This is a genomic window from Variovorax sp. Soil_C_19 (assembly GCF_057657255.1).
Window position 1 is genome coordinate 161,857 of sequence record NZ_JBDGIV010000008.1, and the last position, 17,336, is coordinate 179,192.

Below are 17,336 nucleotides of genomic sequence, written 5' to 3' on the forward strand. Positions count from 1 at the left end.
GAAAAAAAGAAACATCAGTCCACTACATGGACATCGCATGCAGCGCCCGCTAGTACATCGTCGACGGCAGCCACAAGCTGATCTGCGGAAAGGCGATCAGCAACACGAGCACGATCACCATGATCAGCACGAAGGGCCAGCATCCGCGAAAGATCTGCCGCAGTCCAACGCCAGGCAGTAGCGCATTGATGACGAACAGGTTCATTCCGACTGGGGGCGAAATCAATCCGATCTGCACGATCATCACGATCAGGACACCGAACCAGACAGGGTCGAATCCCAGGCTGGTCACGATGGGGAAGAACAGCGGGATTGTCAGCAGCACCATGGTGAGTTCCTCCATCACGGTTCCCAGCACCACGTAGATGGCCATCATGGCCACGATGATCATGATGGGCGACAAACCCAGATGCGTGATCCACTCCTTGAGATCGTTCGGCATCGAGGTGAAGTTCACGAAGTTGGCGAAGATGGTTGCCGCAATCAGCAGCGTGAAGAGCATGGCGGTAGTGCGCGCCGATTCCACCAGCACCTTGTACAGAATGCGCCAGGTCAACCGCCCACGGCAAAGGGCGAAGAGGAAGGCTCCCGAGGCGCCGATCCCGGCGCCCTCGGTGGCGGTGAACAGCCCGCCGTAGATGCCGCCCAGAACCACCACGACCAGCAGCGCCACGCCCCAGATGCCGCGCAGGGCACTCCAGCGTTCGGCCCAGCTGGCACGCACGGCGGGCGGTGCGTGCCCGGGGGTGAGAGACGTGATCGCAACGATGCCCGCCATCAGCATCGCCGCGCTGAGCAGCCCGGGAAGCACGCCCGCAGCAAAGAGCTTGCCGATGTGCGTCTCGGTGATGATCCCGTAGATCACCATGACGGTGGATGGAGGGATCATGATGCCCAAGGTACCGCCAGCGGCCATGACGCCAGTGGACAGCGATTCGCTGTAGCCCAGCTTGCGCATGGACGGGTAGGCCACCTTGCTCATGGTCGCTGCCGTGGCGATCGAAGAGCCGCAGATCGCGCCGAAGCCGGCACAGGCCACAACGGTGGCGTGCGCCAGCCCCCCACGCATGTGCCCCATAAAGGCGTAAGCGGCGTGGAACAGCTCATGTGCCAGGCCGGCCCGCGCCACGAAGTTGCCCATCAGGATGAACAGCGGGATCACCGAGAGCGTGTAGGCGAAACCTGTCTCGTAGACCACCTGGGCTGCGCTGGCGAGGGCTGGTGTCCAGCCGCGCGTGAGACCGGTGGCCACCAGGCCTACTGTGCCCATGGCGAAGGCCAGCGGAACGCGGGCCAGCGCCAGCACGAAGATGGCCAGGAACCCCAGCAGGGCAGCGGTCACAGCGCCGTCCCTTGCCCACTATCTCGCGCTTCATCGGATTTCCAAGCCCGCAGAAGATGCACGGTACCGGTGAGCGCGCTCAGGAGCGCCATTCCATAGATGAAAGGCGCCTTGAAGATGCCGAGCTGCGCCGTGGTCTCACCCGTGTCGTGGAATGCCCCGCCGGTCTTCAACATCAACCAGCCGAGCCCAAGCAGCAGAACTGCGCAGAACAGGTGCACGCAGGCAGCTTGGACCTTGCGCACACGAGGCGGAAGCAATGCGTCGAGCGAGTCGAACTCGACATGCTCGCCACGTGCCGAAACGAGCGGAAGCCCGGCGAAGATGACCAACACCATCAACAGCTCTGTCAGTTCCAGCGATCCGGTGATCGAACGGTCGAAGAGCTTGCGTCCCAAGACATCGAAGAACGTCAAGGCCATGATCGCGAACAACGCACTGGCAGCGGCCAGTTCACACAGGAGTGGCAAGTGCTTCTTCATGAGTGATCTCCATCGTTGTAGTTCTTCGGTCTCGCAGCCTCGTCGACTCCACTTTTCGTCAACGACAAGCCAGAGGCGATACGGGAAAGATGGCATTGATCTGGCCAGTGCCGGAGCTGGCAAAGTAGGGTGTGACGATCTCCGCCCGCCCTTCGTACTTGTCCCAGCCCATCGCGCCGAGGAGCATGGCCGTGTCGTGCATGTCGCCCTCGCCCCAGCACTTTTCGGCATACATCGGCAACATGCCGATGAAGGTCTTCCATTCACCGGCCCTCCAGAGTTCGACGACTCTGTGATCGACCTGCTCCAGGAATGGATCGTAGATCCTGTGCATGAACTCGGGTGCGCGCCCGTTGTCTGCGAAATGGTGCGACAAGGAGCCGCTGGCAAGCACCGCCACTGTGCCCTCGTACCTGTCTTCGATTGCACGGCGGACGGCCAGGCCGAAGCGCGCGGACTCCTGCAGGTCGTGCCAATCACACCAGCCGCTGATGCTGATCACCTTGTAGTGCCGGTCACTGTTCATGTAGCGCATCGGCACCAGCGTCCCGTACGCCAACTCCAGGGTGGTGTCGGAATGGGCACGGCTCTTGACGCCCATCTCGTTGGCGACGTCCGCGATCAAGTGCCCCAGCGACGGGTTGCCTGGATAGGCGTAAGGCATGTTCTTGATGAAATGCGGGAGCTCGTTGCTTGTGTAGATGCCCTCGAACCAAGGGCCGCAGTTGATGTGATATTCGCTGTTCACCTGCCAGTGCACGTCGAACACCACCATGGTGTCGACCCCCAGTTCGCGGCACCGGCGATCGATTTCCTTGTGGCCATTGATGGCCGCCTCACGGCAGCCGAAGTTCGGCCCTGGAAGTTCAGAAAGGTACAGCGACGGAACATGCGTGATCTTGGCCGCTAGCCCAAGTTTTCCCATGATCAGCCCTCCCGATCGACGGTGGCGGGGTTGACGGCCTCGACGTAGAAAGTTGCCGCGACGCTCTCGCCGGCGATGAGATGGTTGATCTGCATGCTCTCGACTTCTACAAAAAGGTGGTGAGCATCTTCACGGTCAACACGTTCTCGGTGAGCAAGATCTCCCGCCTCCGCAATTGCCAATCGCCGCCCACCTTCTGGAGTACGTCGTTGCGCCTTGCCGAGAGCATCATCGATTCGTGCTGATTCCGGTTCTGCCGGACGAAGACGCGACTGGAGACGGAGAGCTCGGCGCACGTGTCAGCCACGGCGGTCACGTACACGTTCGAGACATGATGCGTGGTCCGTGAGACGGGCTCCTCGGCGAAATGGACGCCAGTGCGGATCTGCTCGATGCGCTTGGCCAAGGTCCACTTTCCCTCCTCGAACCAGCTGATGTCGACACCCTCGCGCGTGGACTCCCGCTGAAGCTCGTTGTGGCGCGTGTTGCGTTGCATCGGCATGAAATAGACGATCCCCTCGTGCAGCGTCGCAAGCCAGTCCTCGTAGCGCCGGGTGTCCAGGAGGTCGGCCTCGCGGTACAGAAAGCGCTCCGCCTCCCAGGTCAGCACGCGCAGGTCTGTTTCCTGCGAAACGCGCGCGGCTTCATTCATCGTCGGCTCCTGCGAGGTTCTTGAAGATCGGGTCATCTCGACCCATCAGTCGATCCCAGTCGTCTCCCTCCAGGTAGTCCGCCCAGCGGGTATAGAAGGTGCGGGGGTTTTCCTCGGATATCTGCGTCGATACGTTGCCCGCCAGCGTTTCGTGCTTGCCAGCCCGACCCAGCGACTGCTGGTAGTTGTACGGGTATCTTCTGGCGATCGGGCCGGCACTGGACTCGGTGGCCATCTGCCAGTTCTCGATGTCGTCCTGCTCGGTCATCCCGGCAGGCCCTTGGTAGCGCATGTAGAAATGGCGCATGAGATCCCGGACTTCGGGCGGTGCCCCCTTGTCGATCAAGTACCAGCGCCACATTTCGGTGTGCATCGGCCCATGCGGATGGAACACCGTGATCGACCGCGGCTGGCGGCCGTTGAAGCTGGTGTTGGGAAAAATCGTGCAGACGAAGGGCAACAGCCGGGACTTCTCGCCCTGGCGCTCCTGCCGCTGCTCATAGCAGCGGCGGAAGTACTGCTCGACCTGCGGATTGTCTTGATAGGCTTCGGCGTACGGCAGCATCTTCGGCTGGATCGCGCTGTGCGCGCCATGGCCTGCCGGGAAGTTGACCCAGACGTGCTGCGCGCCAGAGAGCTCGTCGTCACGGCGACCCTTGCGGCCGGCCTGCGCGCTGGGGCCAATACCGATGTCGTCGACCGAGCGATGGCTCGGGTTGTGGTACGTGTCGCCCAGAAAGTTCTCCGCGCCCACCTTCCAGTTCGCCGGGATGATCCACTTCTGGACGCCGACGAACACTTCGGTTTCGCCAGGCGCTCCATCCAAGCCGTCGAGGGCCAGGTCCAGGTGCTCTTTCGCATCGCCGATGTACTCGAGGAACGGAGGCGCGTCCTTGTCCCAGGTGGCCCAGATGGTGCCCTTGTAGTTGTGGAGTTGCGCCACCTCGATCAAGGACCATTGGTCCTTGTCCAGATGCTCTTCATACAACGTGCCGTACATCGGCACGCCATGGAGCTTGCCTTCGGTCGTGTAGCTCCAGGCATGGTATGGGCAGGTGAACTGGCGCGTGTTGCCTTCATCGTATTGGCACACCTTCATGCCGCGGTGGCGGCAAGTGTTCAGGAAAACGTGAATCCCTTCTTTTTGGTCGCGGCACAGGATGACCGATTCATTGCCCATGCGCGACGTGAAGAAATCGCCAGGATTCTTGATTTGGCTCTCATGGCCAACGAAGAGCCAGGCCCGGGTGTAGATCCGCTCCAGTTCGGCCTGGAAGATCGAGGTATCCGAGAAGATTTCCCGGCTGATGACGCCGGCATCGCGGTCCACACAGTTGCGGTATCGGCCCGGCTCTGCCGGGGCCGCCTCAACGCGATGGATTTTTACGCTTTCGCATTTCATGTTCGTCTTCCTTCTGGATCTGGTCAGCCGGTGAACTTCTCGGCCAGGAACTGCTTCAAGGGGAACTGGCGGCTCTTCAAGGCCTGCCGCGCGGCCTCCACCATGGGCGGCGGCCCGCAGACATAGACAGTTGCAGCGCGATCGAGCTCGATCTCGCCCAGCATGTCGGTCACGCGCCCTTGGCGTGTGGGCGACCCTTCGTCGACCTCATCGCACGCGTACCGAACGTCGAGACCAGGAAGCTCCAAGCGCAGCGCGTCCAGGGCCGCCTTCTCGAAGAGGTGCCGCTCGCTGCGAGCCCCGACCAGCAGGGTGACCGGGGCGCTTCGCTGCAGCTCGCTGCCAGCAGCGAGCCTGCGGAGCATGGCCAGGAACGGCGCCAGCCCCGTACCTCCGGCAACCATCACCTTGGGCCGCAAGTCGTCGCGCAGGAAGAAGGTCCCGCGCGCGGGGCTGAGCTGGACGGTCGCGCCGGGCGGCGCAGCACGCAGCCAGTTGCAGAACTTTCCATCGGACCTGAGCGCAATGTGGAAGATGAGCGTCGTGGCATCCGGCGCATTCGCCATGGAGAACGATCGCTCGAGGCCTGGCTGCGGGGAGATGTTGACGTACTGTCCCGGCAGGAACGCAAACGGCCTCTCTGTTTCCAGAATGAGGGTCATCGTCTCCCGGGACGCTTCCTGCACATTCACCACGGTCGCGGCCGTGGGCGCTTCATCCCCTTCGACCTGCGCATCGCGGCTCGAGTACGGCAGTTCGATCACCACCGGGCCAGTAGCCCTGGTCCGGCACACGAGAACGAATCCGTCGTTGATCTCGGAGGCGGAGAGCAGCCCCTCGGTGAAGGGCTCCATGTCCAGCGAACCACAGGACGCACGGGCCTGGCACGTACCGCAGACCCCCTCTTCGCAATCCACCAGCAGCGAGATCCCCGCCTCCTTGCACGCCGCGAGGACGCTCGCGCCACGCTCGACCTGGATCGAACTGCTTCTTCCGTCGGAGAAAACGAACTGGACCGGGACCTTCTCGCTCATCGAAGTTGCTCCATGTCCATTGTATGGACTGTAATCTCAAGTTTAGAGCAGATGCCAGGCGGGTGTCAAATCGTCTACGTTAGACTTCCGAACTTCATGCAGAGAGGCTTTTCATGACCGAGGCCGAGAAGGGCAGCGAAGGCGTCAGGGCGGTTGGGCGAGCCCTGGAGATCCTTTCTTCGTTCACGCCAGCTGATTTCGAGCTTTCCCCGGCGGAACTGCTCAAGCGCGTGGATCTGAGTCGCCCGACGATGTACCGCCTGCTTCACACCCTGGAGGTCAACGGCTTCCTGGTGTCCTCAGGTGATCCTCAGAAGTTCCGGCTCGGTCCGGAAGTGGCGCGGCTGGCCCATGTCTGGGTGGCGAGCAACGACCCCGCCGCAGCCGCTGGTCCGCTGATGCGCAGGATCTGGGAGGTGAGCAGCGAGACTGTCGGCCTCTTCGTCCGAGAGGGCGACAACCGGATGTGCGTCGCGGAGATCCCCAGTCCCCACCCCTTGAGCTTTCGACGCGGCATTGGCTTTCAGGAGCGACTGGCGCTGGGAGCCAGTGGCAAGGTCATATTGGCCAACTCCTCCCTTGATGTCCGCCAACTGCGTCAATTGCTGCAAGGCTTGAAGATTGACGCGGGCGAGTACATGAAGGAATTGGAACGCGTCCGTCTCGCTGGCTATGCCGTCAGCCAGGATGAGCAGATTCATGGCGCGACGAGTGTCAGCGCTCCATTCTTCGATGCGAGCGGCGGAGTGGCGGGATCGCTGGCGGTCTACGGTCCAAGCGTTCGGCTGGACACCAAGAAGGTCAAGGCCACTGCGAGCTTGCTGCTCAATGAGGCGTCACATCTGTCGCGTGCCTTGGGTTTTCGCGGGCCGTCGGCGAACAGCTAGCTCAAAGGCACCGGCGCAGTGCCTGCGTAGGCGCGACTCCGCGAACGCGACCAGCGGTTCCGCCCGGTCTAGCGCAACGACTCACCGGGTCGGCGGTCCTGCTGCACCCGGCGAGCGAGCACCGCGTCAGCCATGGTGGCGCCATCGCGCCGTCGCTCTCCGGATGATGATTGGTGTGCCTGCGCACGCTCTCAAAGGCCGTGCGCCCTCATCGCCTTTTGCAATCATCTCGTCTGCATGCATACATTTATTGTCGAGGACGACGACAATCTTGTCGGCTCAATCAGACTTGATGCCGCAGAGATTCAAAGGTATATTGTATGCAGACATACATTCTATCGATTCAGCCTTCTTGCTGGACGCAACCACTTACTCAAGAGGACCTCATGGACAGAGTCACTGCGGAACTGCTGGTGCGCACCGGCCCGGACACGCCGATGGGCCAGCTCATGCGCCGCTACTGGGTCCCCGTGATGCTTGCTTCGGAGATTGGAGAGCCGGATTGCGCGCCGGTGAGAGTCAAGATCCTCGGCGAGAAGCTGCTGGCATTTCGCGATACCGATGGCAGGGCGGGACTGGTCGACGAGTTCTGCCCTCACCGGGGCGTCTCCCTCTTCCTGGGCCGCAATGAAGAAGGAGGCATCCGCTGCTCCTATCACGGCTGGAAGTTCGATGTGACTGGCAAGTGCATGGAATTGCCGTCCGTGCCGCAGCTCGCCGACAGGATGAAGATCAAGTCGTACCCGGTCGTCGAGCGCGGCGACATTCTCTGGGCGTACATGGGTCCGAAAGAGAACATGCCGCAGCTGCCCGAACTCGAGTGGTGCATGCTGCCTGCCAGCCACCGTTTCGTCAGCAAACGGTACCAGGCCAGCGGTTGGCTCCAGGCGATGGAAGGCGGCATCGACACGACCCATGCGTCGTGGGTTCACCGGTTCGAACTCGAACAGGACCCGATGCATATGCATGCGGAGGCCAACAAGTACATCAAGGCCGACAGGAATGCAGTCTTCGACATCGAGGAAGCGGCGCACGGCCTGACGATCTTCGGCCGCCGCAACGGAGAAGAGGACTCCCATTACTGGCGCATCACGCAGTGGATCTTCCCGTGGTTCACGCTGATCCCGCCGTTCGGCCCGCACGCGCTGGGTGCCCACATGTGGATCCCGATCGATGACGAGAGTTGCTGGGCGTGGAGCATCAATTTCCTGCCCGACCGCCCGCTGCCCGCCGAAGAGTTGCAAGCCATGCGCGAGGGAAAAGGCATTCACGTGAAGTACATCCCCGGCAGCTTCGTCCCGTTGGCCAACCCCGGCAACGATTGGCTCGTCGACAGGCAGGCGCAGAAGGACAAGCAGAGCTTCAGCGGGGTGGAAGGCTTCTCGATCCAGGACGCCTCCCTTCAGGAGAGCATGGGACCGATCCAGGACTACGCGAAGGAACACCTGGTCGCCACCGATCGGCCCATCGTGATGGCAAGGAGGATGCTCGCGCGTTCGGCGCGCGAGCTCGAACAAGGGACTGCACCGCCGGCGACCGATGCCGCTTCCCAGCGCGTGCGGGCCGCGTCGGTCCTGCTGGACCGCGGCGTGAAAGCGGAAGACTGGGCCAAGGAAGCCTTGACGTCCCTCGACCAGCCGGTCTTCAGTGTCTGAAATCGGGAGCGAGGACGGAACGCTTGCCTACCCACCACGCACGCATGCCCACCACCTTCGCATCCACGACGAGCGGTCCACGAAGGCCGCTCTTCAATCTGCCGGCCACTTCGGCGACATCGGCCTCGCAGCGGACAGTGACCCCATCCGCGCCGAAACCCCGCGCAACGGCAGCGATATCGGTGTCCGGGAATTCGACGATCTCGGTCGAATGGCCTTGAGGCTTGAACTGATAGATCTCCGCACCGTAGCCCTGGTCGTTGTAGACCACGATCAGCATCCCGAGCTTCAATCGAACGGCCGTCTCGAGCTCGGCGATGCCCATAAGGAATCCGCCATCGCCACACGCCACGACGGGAAACCGGTCCGGGCGCGCAAGCGCTGCGCCGATCCCCGTCGCGAGGCCGAGGCCGATCGACTGGAAGGCCTGCGTGAAGCAGAAGCCGTTCTCGTCCGGAACCTTCAAGTACATGCTTGGATAGCCCATGAAGTTCCCTGAATCGACACTGAGGATCCGGTTCTCGGGGAGAAGGTCGTCCAGGGCGATTGTCAGGGTGCGCGGGTCGATGGCCTCCGCGGTGCTGGCATTGGCGAACGGAACGTCTCGCCACTGCAGTTCCGACTGCAGGCGCCGTGCGAGCTGCGGCGAGCGATAGCCTGGACGCTCGGCCCGCGTTGCTGCGAGCAGTTCGGCAACCATCCGGGCGGTCGCAGCGACATCGCCCAGCACGCCAAGGTCGATGGGCTGGTTCTTTCCAAGAGCCTCCTGCGCCAGGTCGACTTGCACCAGCTTCACGTTCTTTCCGAGCAGATGGCCATGGGCGGTAGTCCACATGTTCAGCGTGGTTCCCCAGCCGACGATCAGGTCCGCATCGGCGATCAGCCGCGCCGTCAAGGGCGAGGAGAACCCGCCCGAGACACCGATCGCCCAAGGGTGCCCCGCGAAGAGCCCTTTGGCGACTGCGCCTTCCGCCAGGAGCGCTCCGGCGGCATCGGCCAGCGCCGCCACGGCCTCTCGCGCACGAAGACCGCGTGCGCCGCGCCCGGCGATGAACACCGGTCGCCTCGCGGACAGCAGCATGTCCGCCAGCGTCCTGGCGTCGGACGAGGCCGGCAAGGAAATCGGAGGCGCTTCGATCGGGGCCATCGTGTCAAGCCAGGACCCATCCATGCTCTCGAGCTGCATGTCCACGGGCAGATTCAGCAGGACGGTGCGGCGCTCTCGCAGCGCGAGCGAATAGGCGGCATGCGTGTCCGTCATAGCGCTCGCCGCCGACCGCAGCCGGAGCGAGGAGGCACCGACGGACCGGGCCAACGCATCCTGGTCGATGTGGAAGTTCGATGCCGGGTCGGTTGCTTCGCCCGAGACCACCAGCAGCGGCGTGCGGCTCTTGGCAGCCTCCCCGATACCCGTGATCGCATTGGTGAGGCCGCAACCCTGGTGCAGGGAGACGACTGCGACTTCGCCGCTCATCCGGGCGTAGGCGTCGGCCATGGTGGCGGCACCGCCTTCGTGGCGCGCCGCTGTGAACTTCACACCATGCGCCACCAGCGCGTTCGTGAAGTGGAAATTCCCGCTTCCGACGACGCCGAACGCGTGGCGCACGCCCAGCTTCGTGAGCGCCGCTGCAACACCGTCATGCACGCTTTCAATCATGTTCCGTTGTCTCCGCTAGTCCGCCTTGATACCTGCGGCCCTTGCTATTTCCGTCCACTGCGCACGTTCGGTGGCCACCCGACGTGCGAACGCGGCACCCGCCGGCGCGCCACGCTCCATGCCCATCCGCTGGAGCTGTGTCAGGGTGCCCGGGTGCCCGGCCGAAGTGTCGATGGCAGCACGCAGCTGCGTCGAGACGGCTGCGGGCAGCCCCGAGGGCGCGACGATGCTCGTCCAACCCATCATCTCGAACTTGGGCAAGCCCATCTCAGCGATCGTCGGCGTATCGGGAAGCGATGCACTCCTTCTGCGTGATGTCACACCCAGTGCGCGGAGCTTCCCGCCTTTGAGCAGCGGGAGTGAAGAAGCCAGGTCGACGATCGCGTAGTCGACCTCGCCCGCCGCCACCGCAGTGACCGTGGGCGCATTGCCCTTGTAGTTGACGTGAACAGTCCGCAGCCCCGCTTGCCGAGCGAAGTACTCGCCGGCGAGATGAAACAACGAGGAGCCCACCCCGTGATTGAGTTCTCGCTGCACCGACAGAGCCCGCATCGAAGCCAGGCTGGTCAGGCCCGACGACTCGCCGACGATCAGCACGCTGGGATAGAACGCCAGCACCCCGAGTATTTCAAAGTCGGTGGCGGGCTCGTAGCCGAGCTTGGAGTAGATGGCCGGGTTGACAGCCAAGGCACCGTTGGACGCGACCAGCAACGTGTAGCCATCTGCCGGCGCCTTCGCCACCAGCTCCGCGGCGATGATCGAATTGGCGCCCGGACGGTTCTCCACGACCACTGGCTGGCCGAGCACGCCCTGCACCCTTGCCGCGTACACGCGCGCCAGCAGGTCGTTCGCCCCGCCGGGCGCGAATCCCACGACCAGCCGCAGCGGCCGCGCGGGAAAGGCTTGGGCCCGCAGCGTACGGGCAGCGGCACCCGCGACGCCCGCGGCCGCAGCGCCCTTCAGCAGCAATCGACGTCCGATCAAGATTTGCTCCTCCGGCAGCGGGTCGAGCCATCCGCAAAACGGAAAGCCGCTCCAGAAAGTATCGGCATGCGCGCCATGGCCTAGCAGTAGATCGCCTGCATTTCGGTGTAGTGCCGCAGGCCGAAGATCGAGTTCTCGCGGCCGATGCCGGACATCTTCATTCCGCCGAAGGGCACATGCGCGTCGTAGTCCACGTGCTTGTTGACCCAGGCCGAGCCGACCTCCAGCTGCGCCACGACCTGCTTGCCGCGGGACCAATCGCTGGTCCAGACCGAGCCGCTCAGGCCAAACGAGGTGCCGTTCGCAGCTGCCACGGCCTCTTCGACGGTCTTGTAGGAGATCACGGGCAGCACGGGCCCGAAGGTCTCTTCCTGGACAACCCGCATACCGGCAGGTGGGTTGATGGCGATGTGCGGCGCGAGGAAGTAGCCGCGGCCGGGAACGGGCCGCTTCCCGGCGTAGAACTCGACCGGGCCGCCCTCGGCCTCCTGCAGCACCGACTGCACGCTTTCATACTGCCGCCTGTTCTGTATCGGCCCCATCTGCACGCCCTCGTCCAATCCGTTGCCGACCACCAACTGGTCGCAGCTCGACCGCAGGCTTCGGACGAAGCTGTCGAACCGGGATTCGTGCACGTACAGGCGCTTGATCGCCATGCAGGCCTGGCCGGCGTTGGTGAAGGCGGCGGCGAACACAGCGGGCGCGACGGTATCGACATCGGCGTCGTCGAGAACGATCGCCGCGTCGTTGCCGCCGAGTTCGAGCGTGACGCGCTTCAGCGCCGAAGCGGCGGCCGCGCCGATCTTCCTGCCCACGGCGACCGATCCGGTGAACGATATCTTCGCCACGTCCGGATGGGTGACCATGGCCTCGCCGACCTCGTTGCCGCCGGCCACGACATTGAGCACGCCTGGGGGCAGGGTTTCGCGCCCGATCTCGCCCAAGCACAGGGACGTCAGCGGTGTCGTCGGGGCGGGCTTGAGCACCATCGTGTTGCCAGTCACCAAGGCATGCCCGATCTTCCAGATGGCGAGCAGGACCGGCACATTCCACGGCGTGATCGCAGCGATCACGCCCAGGGATCGGTGGTGGATCTCGACCTGCCTGCCGTCGGATGCCGTGAGCCTGTCGGGTCCCATCGGCAGTTGCACGAGTTTGCGCAGGTACTTCGTCGCGTTGCCGATCTCGTCCTCGGCGCGCGCGAGCGGCTTGCCCTGCTCCATGGTGAGCAGGCGCGCCAGCATGTCCTTCTCGGCATCGATCCTGTCGGCGAACGCGAGGAGCTTGTGGACACGCAGGTCGTGCGGTGTCGATGTCCAGGCCGGAAACGCCGCCAGCGCCGCCCGGACGGCGGCATCCACCTCCAGGGCGCCGCCGGCCGGCGCAATCGCGAATGCTTCCGCATGCGCCGGATTGACGACCTCGAAGACATTCCTGCTCGTGACCGGCGCGCCGCCGATCGTATGGCTGTAGCTGTGACCTTGGTTCAAGGCATCTCCTTCGAACTCTGCAAGTGCGCCGCGGCCTACCGCTGGACGATGTTGGCGGTCGAGAGAACCCGCTTCCACTTCTGCCGCTCGGCGACGACGAATTCTCGAAATTCGGCGGGCGACTTCGACCTCTGGGGAACGCACCCCAGAGCGGCGCACCGCGCGGCGAACGACGGTGAATCCACCAGCGCGAGCACCGCATCGCTGATGCGCGCCACGATCGCCGGTGGCAGGTTCGGCGGCCCCACGATCGCCTGCCACGCTGTCAGGCTCACATCGGGCAGGCCCGCTTCCGCGAAGGTCGGCACATCGGGCAGGAAGCTGCTGCGCGTGGGATCCGCCACGGCGAGGGCCGTCAACCTGCCCGACTGGAGGAAGCCTCGTGCCGGAGCGAGGTCCGTGACCATGATGTTGAAACTGCCGTCGAACAGGCCATTGATGGCCGTCCCGCTGCCGGAATACGGCACGTGCACCAGATCGATCCGGGCTTCCTCCCGGAACATCTCCATGATGAGGTGATGCGGCGTGCCTGGACCGGCCGACCCATAGGAAAGCCCTTTGCCGCCCTGCTTCTTCGCGTCCTGAACCACGTCTTGCACCGACTTGTAGCCGCTGGTCCCACTGGAGACAAGGAAGAACGGGTTCGTCGCAACGAGCGTGATCGGCGTGAGTCCGGTGAGCGGATCGATGTGATCCTTGTACATGGCCGGCGCCGCCGCCAGCGTCGTGCTGGTCGCCATCAACAAGGTGTATCCATCGGGTACAGCCAAAGAAGCAGCTCGGGCTCCGACCAGCGTGCCAGCGCCGGGCCGGTTCTCCACGACGACGGTCTGCTTGAGCGCCTGCGTCATGTGCTCGGCAATCGCCCGCCCAAGGGAGTCGGTCAGTCCGCCGGGCGCATACGGAATCAGCAGGCGAATGGGCTTGCTGGGATAGTTCCCACCGCCCCCCTGCGCCACCGCTGACAGCGGCAGCACCAGACTGACCACGCAGGCCATTGTTTGAATCAGATTTCGAAGCATTGCACCCTCAAAAAAAGGAAGGGTTGAGTGGAATGAGCCGGCAGACTCTAGATCAATCAACGCTCAAAGTAAAACTCGAGTCCGCCTGATGGACAGACCAGCTCAAGCGAACTCCTGAAGCAAGCTGCATAGCGTGCCGTCCTCGTTGGCCAGTTCGTCGAGGATCGAAAAATGATCGTGAGGCTCGAGCGGCAGGTAGTTCATTCCACTGGCGTCGGCGAATTCACGGGATTGCCGAATGAGCTCAGGAAGCTCCCTGGCACCCACCGTGATGGTGAGCGCCGTCGAAGCGGCCGGAAGATGCTTCATCGGGCTGAGCCGCTCCACATCTTCGGCCGTGAGTCCAAGCTTGGCGTTCAAGTAGCTCAGCCGGATGGGCTCGAGGTCGTAGAGCCCGCTGATCGCGATGCCTCCGACGACTCCTTCGGTGCCGAGAGCCCCGACACACATCAAATGGGCTCCTGCCGAGTGACCTGCCAAGACAATGCGGTTGGCATCGAATTCCAACTCCCCTGCTCTTCCACGAATGCAGGCCAGCGCACGGCGTACGCCATCGACCATTTGCGCCAGCGTTGCTTCCGGCGCGACCGTGTACTCCAGGTTGGCCACAGCAAAACCGCGTGCGACCGGCCCCTCTGCGAGGAAGCCGACGGAGCGCTTCTCCCCCCCTTGCCAATACCCACCATGTATGAAAAGCAACAGCGGCGCGGCCGATCGCTTCGCAGGATAGTAGTCAAAACACTCCCGCGGCTGGGCGCCGTACACGAGGTCCAGCTTGGCCCCCAACGCCCGCGCCGTGACCGCTGACCGTTCACGCCATCCGGCCACCGTCCCAGGGAAATCGGCAACCGCTGCGATGTTGTTGTAGGCCGCGTCCAATTCGTTCTGGGTGAACCCCCGATGCAGCTTCGCGTCGGTCATGCGCGGCTCGCGGCGGCGATCTGTTCCGGCGTCGCCCACCCTGCCGACTGCAGGATCTCGGAAATGTTCGCTGGACGCTGGAAGGTCGTCGGCGGCTCATCCCCCAGCTTGCGCGGCGCCCCCATGGCCCGCACCACCTCGTCCAGGCCAGGGGGCGTGAAGAACCAGGCGAACTTCATGTCGCAGTCGCCTTCGTTGACGATCGAGTGGCCGCAGTACTTGCCAAGCAAGATCGTGGTCCCCGGACCGATCTGGCTGCGTACACCGTCGATCTCCGCATAGCCCGTGCCTTCGTAGACAAACAGGACCTCGGTGTTTCGGGCGTGCCCGTGCTCTCGGACGTGGCATCCAGGCGGCATCACCTGGATGCCGAAAGCGAACCCTGGATCCGGATCGCCTTCGACACCGGGTCCGACCTTCACAGTCATGTAGCCCCGATGCGGAACCGGCTGCCAGTACGAATCGCCTTGATCCGTACCAATCACGCGCGACGGACCCTTTGTGTATTGAGACATTTCCTGAGCTCCTTCTTGAAGGCGAGATCAATCCTGCGGTGGAAGCCTGGCCTCACGGACGACCGTGTTGAACTTCGACACGTCGCCGAGGAACTTGGCCTGGAATGCCTCGGGAGTGCTGGCGACAACCTCGTTGCCGGCATCTTCGACGGTCTTGCGAACCGAAGGATCCTTGCTGATCTCCGATATCTCGCGCTGGATCCGGTCGATGACCTCGCGAGGCGCGGTCGACGGCGCGAACACGCCGTGCCAGCTCGTCAATTCATAGCCGGGCACCGTCTCCCCCACCGTCGGAACTTCAGGAAGTGCCGCAGAGCGCTTCGGACCAGTGACAGCCAAGGCCTTCAGCTTTCCACTTCGGATCGCAGGCAGTGCAAGCTGAATCGAGAGAAGGCCGACAGTCACCTCGCCACCCAGCATGGCGGCATACATCGGCCCCTGGCCTTTGTAGGGAACTGCAACCAGGTCCGTGCCTGTCTCCACCTTGAACATCTCCATGCCCAGTTGAAGGGTGTCGGCGACGCCGGCCGAGCCAAAGAACAGCTTCCCAGGCTTGGCCTTGGCCAGAGCGATCAATTCCTGGACTGACTGAACCTCCATCTGCGGGTGAGCGGCGATCAACATCGAGCTTGCGATGAACTGGGTGACTGGGCGCAGGTCCTTGACTGGATCGAAACGAAGCTTCTGGAACAAGGCCGGAAAGATCGCGATCGTGCTTGGTGCGTAAAGCAACGTGTAGCCGTCTCCAGCCGATCTCGCGACCTCGCCGATTCCGATCGTTCCACTCGCACCGGGTACGTTCTTGACGATCACCGGAACCTGCATCCGGTCGGACAGCTTCGTCGCCAGAAGCCGCCCCATGACATCGACGGCTCCGCCGGGCGCATAGGGGACGATGATCGTGACGGTGCGCGCGGGGTACGACTGCGCGGATGCTTGGTGGATGCCGAGCCAGGGCATGAGCATTGCAAGGCAGACCAGATGGCGGCGATGGATCGACATGGCGAAGGCCTCCTGAACGTGTGAGTCCTAGTGAGCTCACTTGGAGCAGAACATGTCGGTGCCGCCCGAAGGCATCACACCGGCACCTGAGCGGCGTCGTAGCCGTAGATCCAGTCGGCACGGCGAATGGCTCCCCCGGGGCGGAGCCATTGATCCAGCTTGTATCCCACGTCGCGGCGAATCTGAGACCAAGCCGACTGCGTCTGGCACACATCCGCCCGATCTCTGGAGCTGAGTTGGACGCGCGACGTTCTGCCCTTGCGGACGGACTCGTACACACGAAGCGCTTCGATGGGATCCGTATGCGCAGCCAGTACACGCGCAAGCACCAGTCCGTCCTCCATCGCGATGGCCCCCCCTTGCGCGAAGAAAGGCAGCATCGGATGCGCGCTGTCACCCAGCAAGCTGACCCGGCCCTCCGACCACTTCGGCAGAGGGTCCCTATCGAACAGCCCCCACTTGAAGCATTTGTCGGTCGCGCCGAGAAGCGTGAGCAGCGATGGATGCCAGCCCTTGAAGGCGTCCATCAGTTCCTGCTTGTCACCAGGCACCGACCAGGACTCCTCTGCCCACACATCCACCTTGCGATGCGCGATCCAGTTGACGAGGCGATTCGGGCGCACGTAGTAATGAACGATGCATCCTTTCGGCCCCATCCAGTTCAGGGAGTCCGGCGGAATGAGCCCTGCGGGCAGCCTCGAAGCATCCACCTGGCCACGCCAGCAGATCACCCCCGTGAACCGGGGCGCATCCTCGCCAAGCAATTCCGCGCGGACGCTCGAATGGATGCCATCGGCACCGATCAGTACATCGCTCTCCTCTTCGGTGTTGTCCGCGAAGCGCGCGATCACCGAATGCTCGTTCTGCTGGAGTCCAACCAGACGCTTGTTCAGCTGGAACGTGTCCTCAGCCAGCACGGTTCGCAGATGCTCGTGAAGATCGGAGCGCTGGACCTGGAAGAAGGGGGAGCCGAACTGCTCGATGCAAGCTTCGCGCGTGGGCGACCTGAACAGCTCACGGCCGGTGCGCCAGTTTCGGGCCACGTGGTTCCTGGGTTGCGCACCGAAACGCGCCAGCCCTTCACCGAGGCCGAGGGCCGTCAAAACGTTGACGGCATTGGGGCCCAGCTGGATTCCGGCGCCGACCTCACCGAAGGCGCGAGCCTGCTCGAACCCGCGCACCTCGAAGCCGGCGCGCTGCGCTGCGATGGCGGCGACCAATCCCCCGAGTCCTGCGCCGATGATGGAAATACGAGGTTTGCGATTCACAGTGGTTGCGTCGAGTTGTGAGTTTCAGAGAAGAAGCGTCGAGCTATTTTGTATTTGTACATACATTAATGAAGCCGGCACTCAGCGTCAAGTAACTA

General features: G+C 63.3%; 16 protein-coding genes. 2 read left to right on the forward strand and 14 right to left on the reverse strand.

The genetic code is table 11. The annotated features are described in order from the left end of the window. Positions 1–49: 49 nt before the first annotated feature. From AC3A6R_RS17485 to AC3A6R_RS17510, 6 genes are all read right to left on the reverse strand, one after another. A complete protein-coding gene (locus AC3A6R_RS17485; RefSeq protein ID WP_487862063.1) occupies positions 50–1,342 on the reverse strand; it encodes a TRAP transporter large permease in 1,293 nt (430 codons plus the stop codon). After that, the gene (locus AC3A6R_RS17490; RefSeq protein ID WP_487862064.1) at positions 1,339–1,824 is read right to left on the reverse strand and encodes a TRAP transporter small permease; all 486 of its coding nucleotides are present in this window, start codon (positions 1,822–1,824) and stop codon (positions 1,339–1,341) included. Before AC3A6R_RS17490 ends, AC3A6R_RS17485 begins: the two co-directional genes overlap by 4 nt. 58 nt (positions 1,825–1,882) lie before the next feature. Further along, positions 1,883–2,749: a 3,4-dihydroxyphenylacetate 2,3-dioxygenase gene (hpaD, locus tag AC3A6R_RS17495; RefSeq protein WP_487865053.1), complete on the reverse strand. Its 867-nt coding sequence runs from the start codon at positions 2,747–2,749 to the stop codon at positions 1,883–1,885. Between the two features lie 106 nt (positions 2,750–2,855). Then, entirely contained in the window at positions 2,856–3,401 is a 546-nt protein-coding gene (locus AC3A6R_RS17500; protein ID WP_487862066.1) for a 3-phenylpropionate/cinnamic acid dioxygenase subunit beta, read from the reverse strand. Continuing rightward, positions 3,394–4,803, reverse strand: coding sequence for an aromatic ring-hydroxylating oxygenase subunit alpha (locus AC3A6R_RS17505; protein ID WP_487862067.1), 1,410 nt, complete (start codon positions 4,801–4,803; stop codon positions 3,394–3,396). Before AC3A6R_RS17505 ends, AC3A6R_RS17500 begins: the two co-directional genes overlap by 8 nt. 23 nt (positions 4,804–4,826) lie before the next feature. Then, positions 4,827–5,837 carry a 2Fe-2S iron-sulfur cluster-binding protein gene (locus tag AC3A6R_RS17510; RefSeq protein WP_487865054.1) on the reverse strand — a complete coding sequence of 337 codons (1,011 nt, stop codon included), beginning with the start codon at positions 5,835–5,837 and terminating at the stop codon, positions 4,827–4,829. A gap of 113 nt (positions 5,838–5,950) precedes the next feature. On the opposite strand from AC3A6R_RS17510, the gene AC3A6R_RS17515 reads away from it, so the two are divergent. After that, a complete protein-coding gene (locus AC3A6R_RS17515) occupies positions 5,951–6,724 on the forward strand; it encodes an IclR family transcriptional regulator (RefSeq protein ID WP_487862069.1) in 774 nt (257 codons plus the stop codon). Between the two features lie 386 nt (positions 6,725–7,110). After that, positions 7,111–8,379 carry a Rieske 2Fe-2S domain-containing protein gene (locus AC3A6R_RS17520; RefSeq protein ID WP_487862070.1) on the forward strand — a complete coding sequence of 423 codons (1,269 nt, stop codon included), beginning with the start codon at positions 7,111–7,113 and terminating at the stop codon, positions 8,377–8,379. Here the strand turns inward: AC3A6R_RS17520 and AC3A6R_RS17525 are convergent. The 8 genes from AC3A6R_RS17525 to AC3A6R_RS17560 form a co-directional block, all read right to left on the reverse strand. Continuing rightward, positions 8,369–10,036 carry a thiamine pyrophosphate-binding protein gene (locus tag AC3A6R_RS17525; protein WP_487862071.1) on the reverse strand — a complete coding sequence of 556 codons (1,668 nt, stop codon included), beginning with the start codon at positions 10,034–10,036 and terminating at the stop codon, positions 8,369–8,371. The two genes, AC3A6R_RS17520 and AC3A6R_RS17525, sit on opposite strands and share 11 nt — an antisense overlap. A gap of 15 nt (positions 10,037–10,051) precedes the next feature. After that, positions 10,052–11,020, reverse strand: coding sequence for a Bug family tripartite tricarboxylate transporter substrate binding protein (locus AC3A6R_RS17530; RefSeq protein WP_487862072.1), 969 nt, complete (start codon positions 11,018–11,020; stop codon positions 10,052–10,054). An 80-nt stretch (positions 11,021–11,100) separates the two neighbouring features. Then, complete coding sequence (locus AC3A6R_RS17535) at positions 11,101–12,510, reverse strand: aldehyde dehydrogenase family protein (RefSeq protein WP_487862073.1); 1,410 nt, start codon at positions 12,508–12,510, stop codon at positions 11,101–11,103. A gap of 35 nt (positions 12,511–12,545) precedes the next feature. Then, positions 12,546–13,532 carry a Bug family tripartite tricarboxylate transporter substrate binding protein gene (locus tag AC3A6R_RS17540; RefSeq protein ID WP_487862074.1) on the reverse strand — a complete coding sequence of 329 codons (987 nt, stop codon included), beginning with the start codon at positions 13,530–13,532 and terminating at the stop codon, positions 12,546–12,548. A gap of 102 nt (positions 13,533–13,634) precedes the next feature. Then, positions 13,635–14,453: an alpha/beta hydrolase gene (locus AC3A6R_RS17545; RefSeq protein ID WP_487865055.1), complete on the reverse strand. Its 819-nt coding sequence runs from the start codon at positions 14,451–14,453 to the stop codon at positions 13,635–13,637. Next, positions 14,450–14,968: a cupin domain-containing protein gene (locus AC3A6R_RS17550; protein ID WP_487862076.1), complete on the reverse strand. Its 519-nt coding sequence runs from the start codon at positions 14,966–14,968 to the stop codon at positions 14,450–14,452. The genes AC3A6R_RS17545 and AC3A6R_RS17550 overlap by 4 nt, the downstream gene beginning before the upstream one ends. A 27-nt stretch (positions 14,969–14,995) precedes the next feature. Next, on the reverse strand, positions 14,996–15,970 hold the full coding sequence (locus AC3A6R_RS17555; RefSeq protein WP_487865056.1) for a Bug family tripartite tricarboxylate transporter substrate binding protein: 975 nt from the start codon (positions 15,968–15,970) through the stop codon (positions 14,996–14,998). Between the two features lie 74 nt (positions 15,971–16,044). Further along, positions 16,045–17,238: an FAD-dependent monooxygenase gene (locus AC3A6R_RS17560; RefSeq protein WP_487865057.1), complete on the reverse strand. Its 1,194-nt coding sequence runs from the start codon at positions 17,236–17,238 to the stop codon at positions 16,045–16,047. Between the last annotated feature and the right edge of the window lie 98 nt (positions 17,239–17,336).

Coding starts and splice junctions, on each gene's coding strand:
- AC3A6R_RS17490 (WP_487862064.1), bottom strand. CDS start 1,824: ATGAAGAAGCACTTGCCACTCCTGTGTGAACTGGCCGCTGCCAGTGCG.
- hpaD (WP_487865053.1), bottom strand. CDS start 2,749: ATGGGAAAACTTGGGCTAGCGGCCAAGATCACGCATGTTCCGTCGCTG.
- AC3A6R_RS17500 (WP_487862066.1), bottom strand. CDS start 3,401: ATGAATGAAGCCGCGCGCGTTTCGCAGGAAACAGACCTGCGCGTGCTG.
- AC3A6R_RS17505 (WP_487862067.1), bottom strand. CDS start 4,803: ATGAAATGCGAAAGCGTAAAAATCCATCGCGTTGAGGCGGCCCCGGCA.
- AC3A6R_RS17510 (WP_487865054.1), bottom strand. CDS start 5,837: ATGAGCGAGAAGGTCCCGGTCCAGTTCGTTTTCTCCGACGGAAGAAGC.
- AC3A6R_RS17515 (WP_487862069.1), top strand. CDS start 5,951: ATGACCGAGGCCGAGAAGGGCAGCGAAGGCGTCAGGGCGGTTGGGCGA.
- AC3A6R_RS17520 (WP_487862070.1), top strand. CDS start 7,111: ATGGACAGAGTCACTGCGGAACTGCTGGTGCGCACCGGCCCGGACACG.
- AC3A6R_RS17525 (WP_487862071.1), bottom strand. CDS start 10,036: ATGATTGAAAGCGTGCATGACGGTGTTGCAGCGGCGCTCACGAAGCTG.
- AC3A6R_RS17540 (WP_487862074.1), bottom strand. CDS start 13,532: ATGCTTCGAAATCTGATTCAAACAATGGCCTGCGTGGTCAGTCTGGTG.
- AC3A6R_RS17545 (WP_487865055.1), bottom strand. CDS start 14,453: ATGACCGACGCGAAGCTGCATCGGGGGTTCACCCAGAACGAATTGGAC.
- AC3A6R_RS17550 (WP_487862076.1), bottom strand. CDS start 14,968: ATGTCTCAATACACAAAGGGTCCGTCGCGCGTGATTGGTACGGATCAA.
- AC3A6R_RS17555 (WP_487865056.1), bottom strand. CDS start 15,970: ATGTCGATCCATCGCCGCCATCTGGTCTGCCTTGCAATGCTCATGCCC.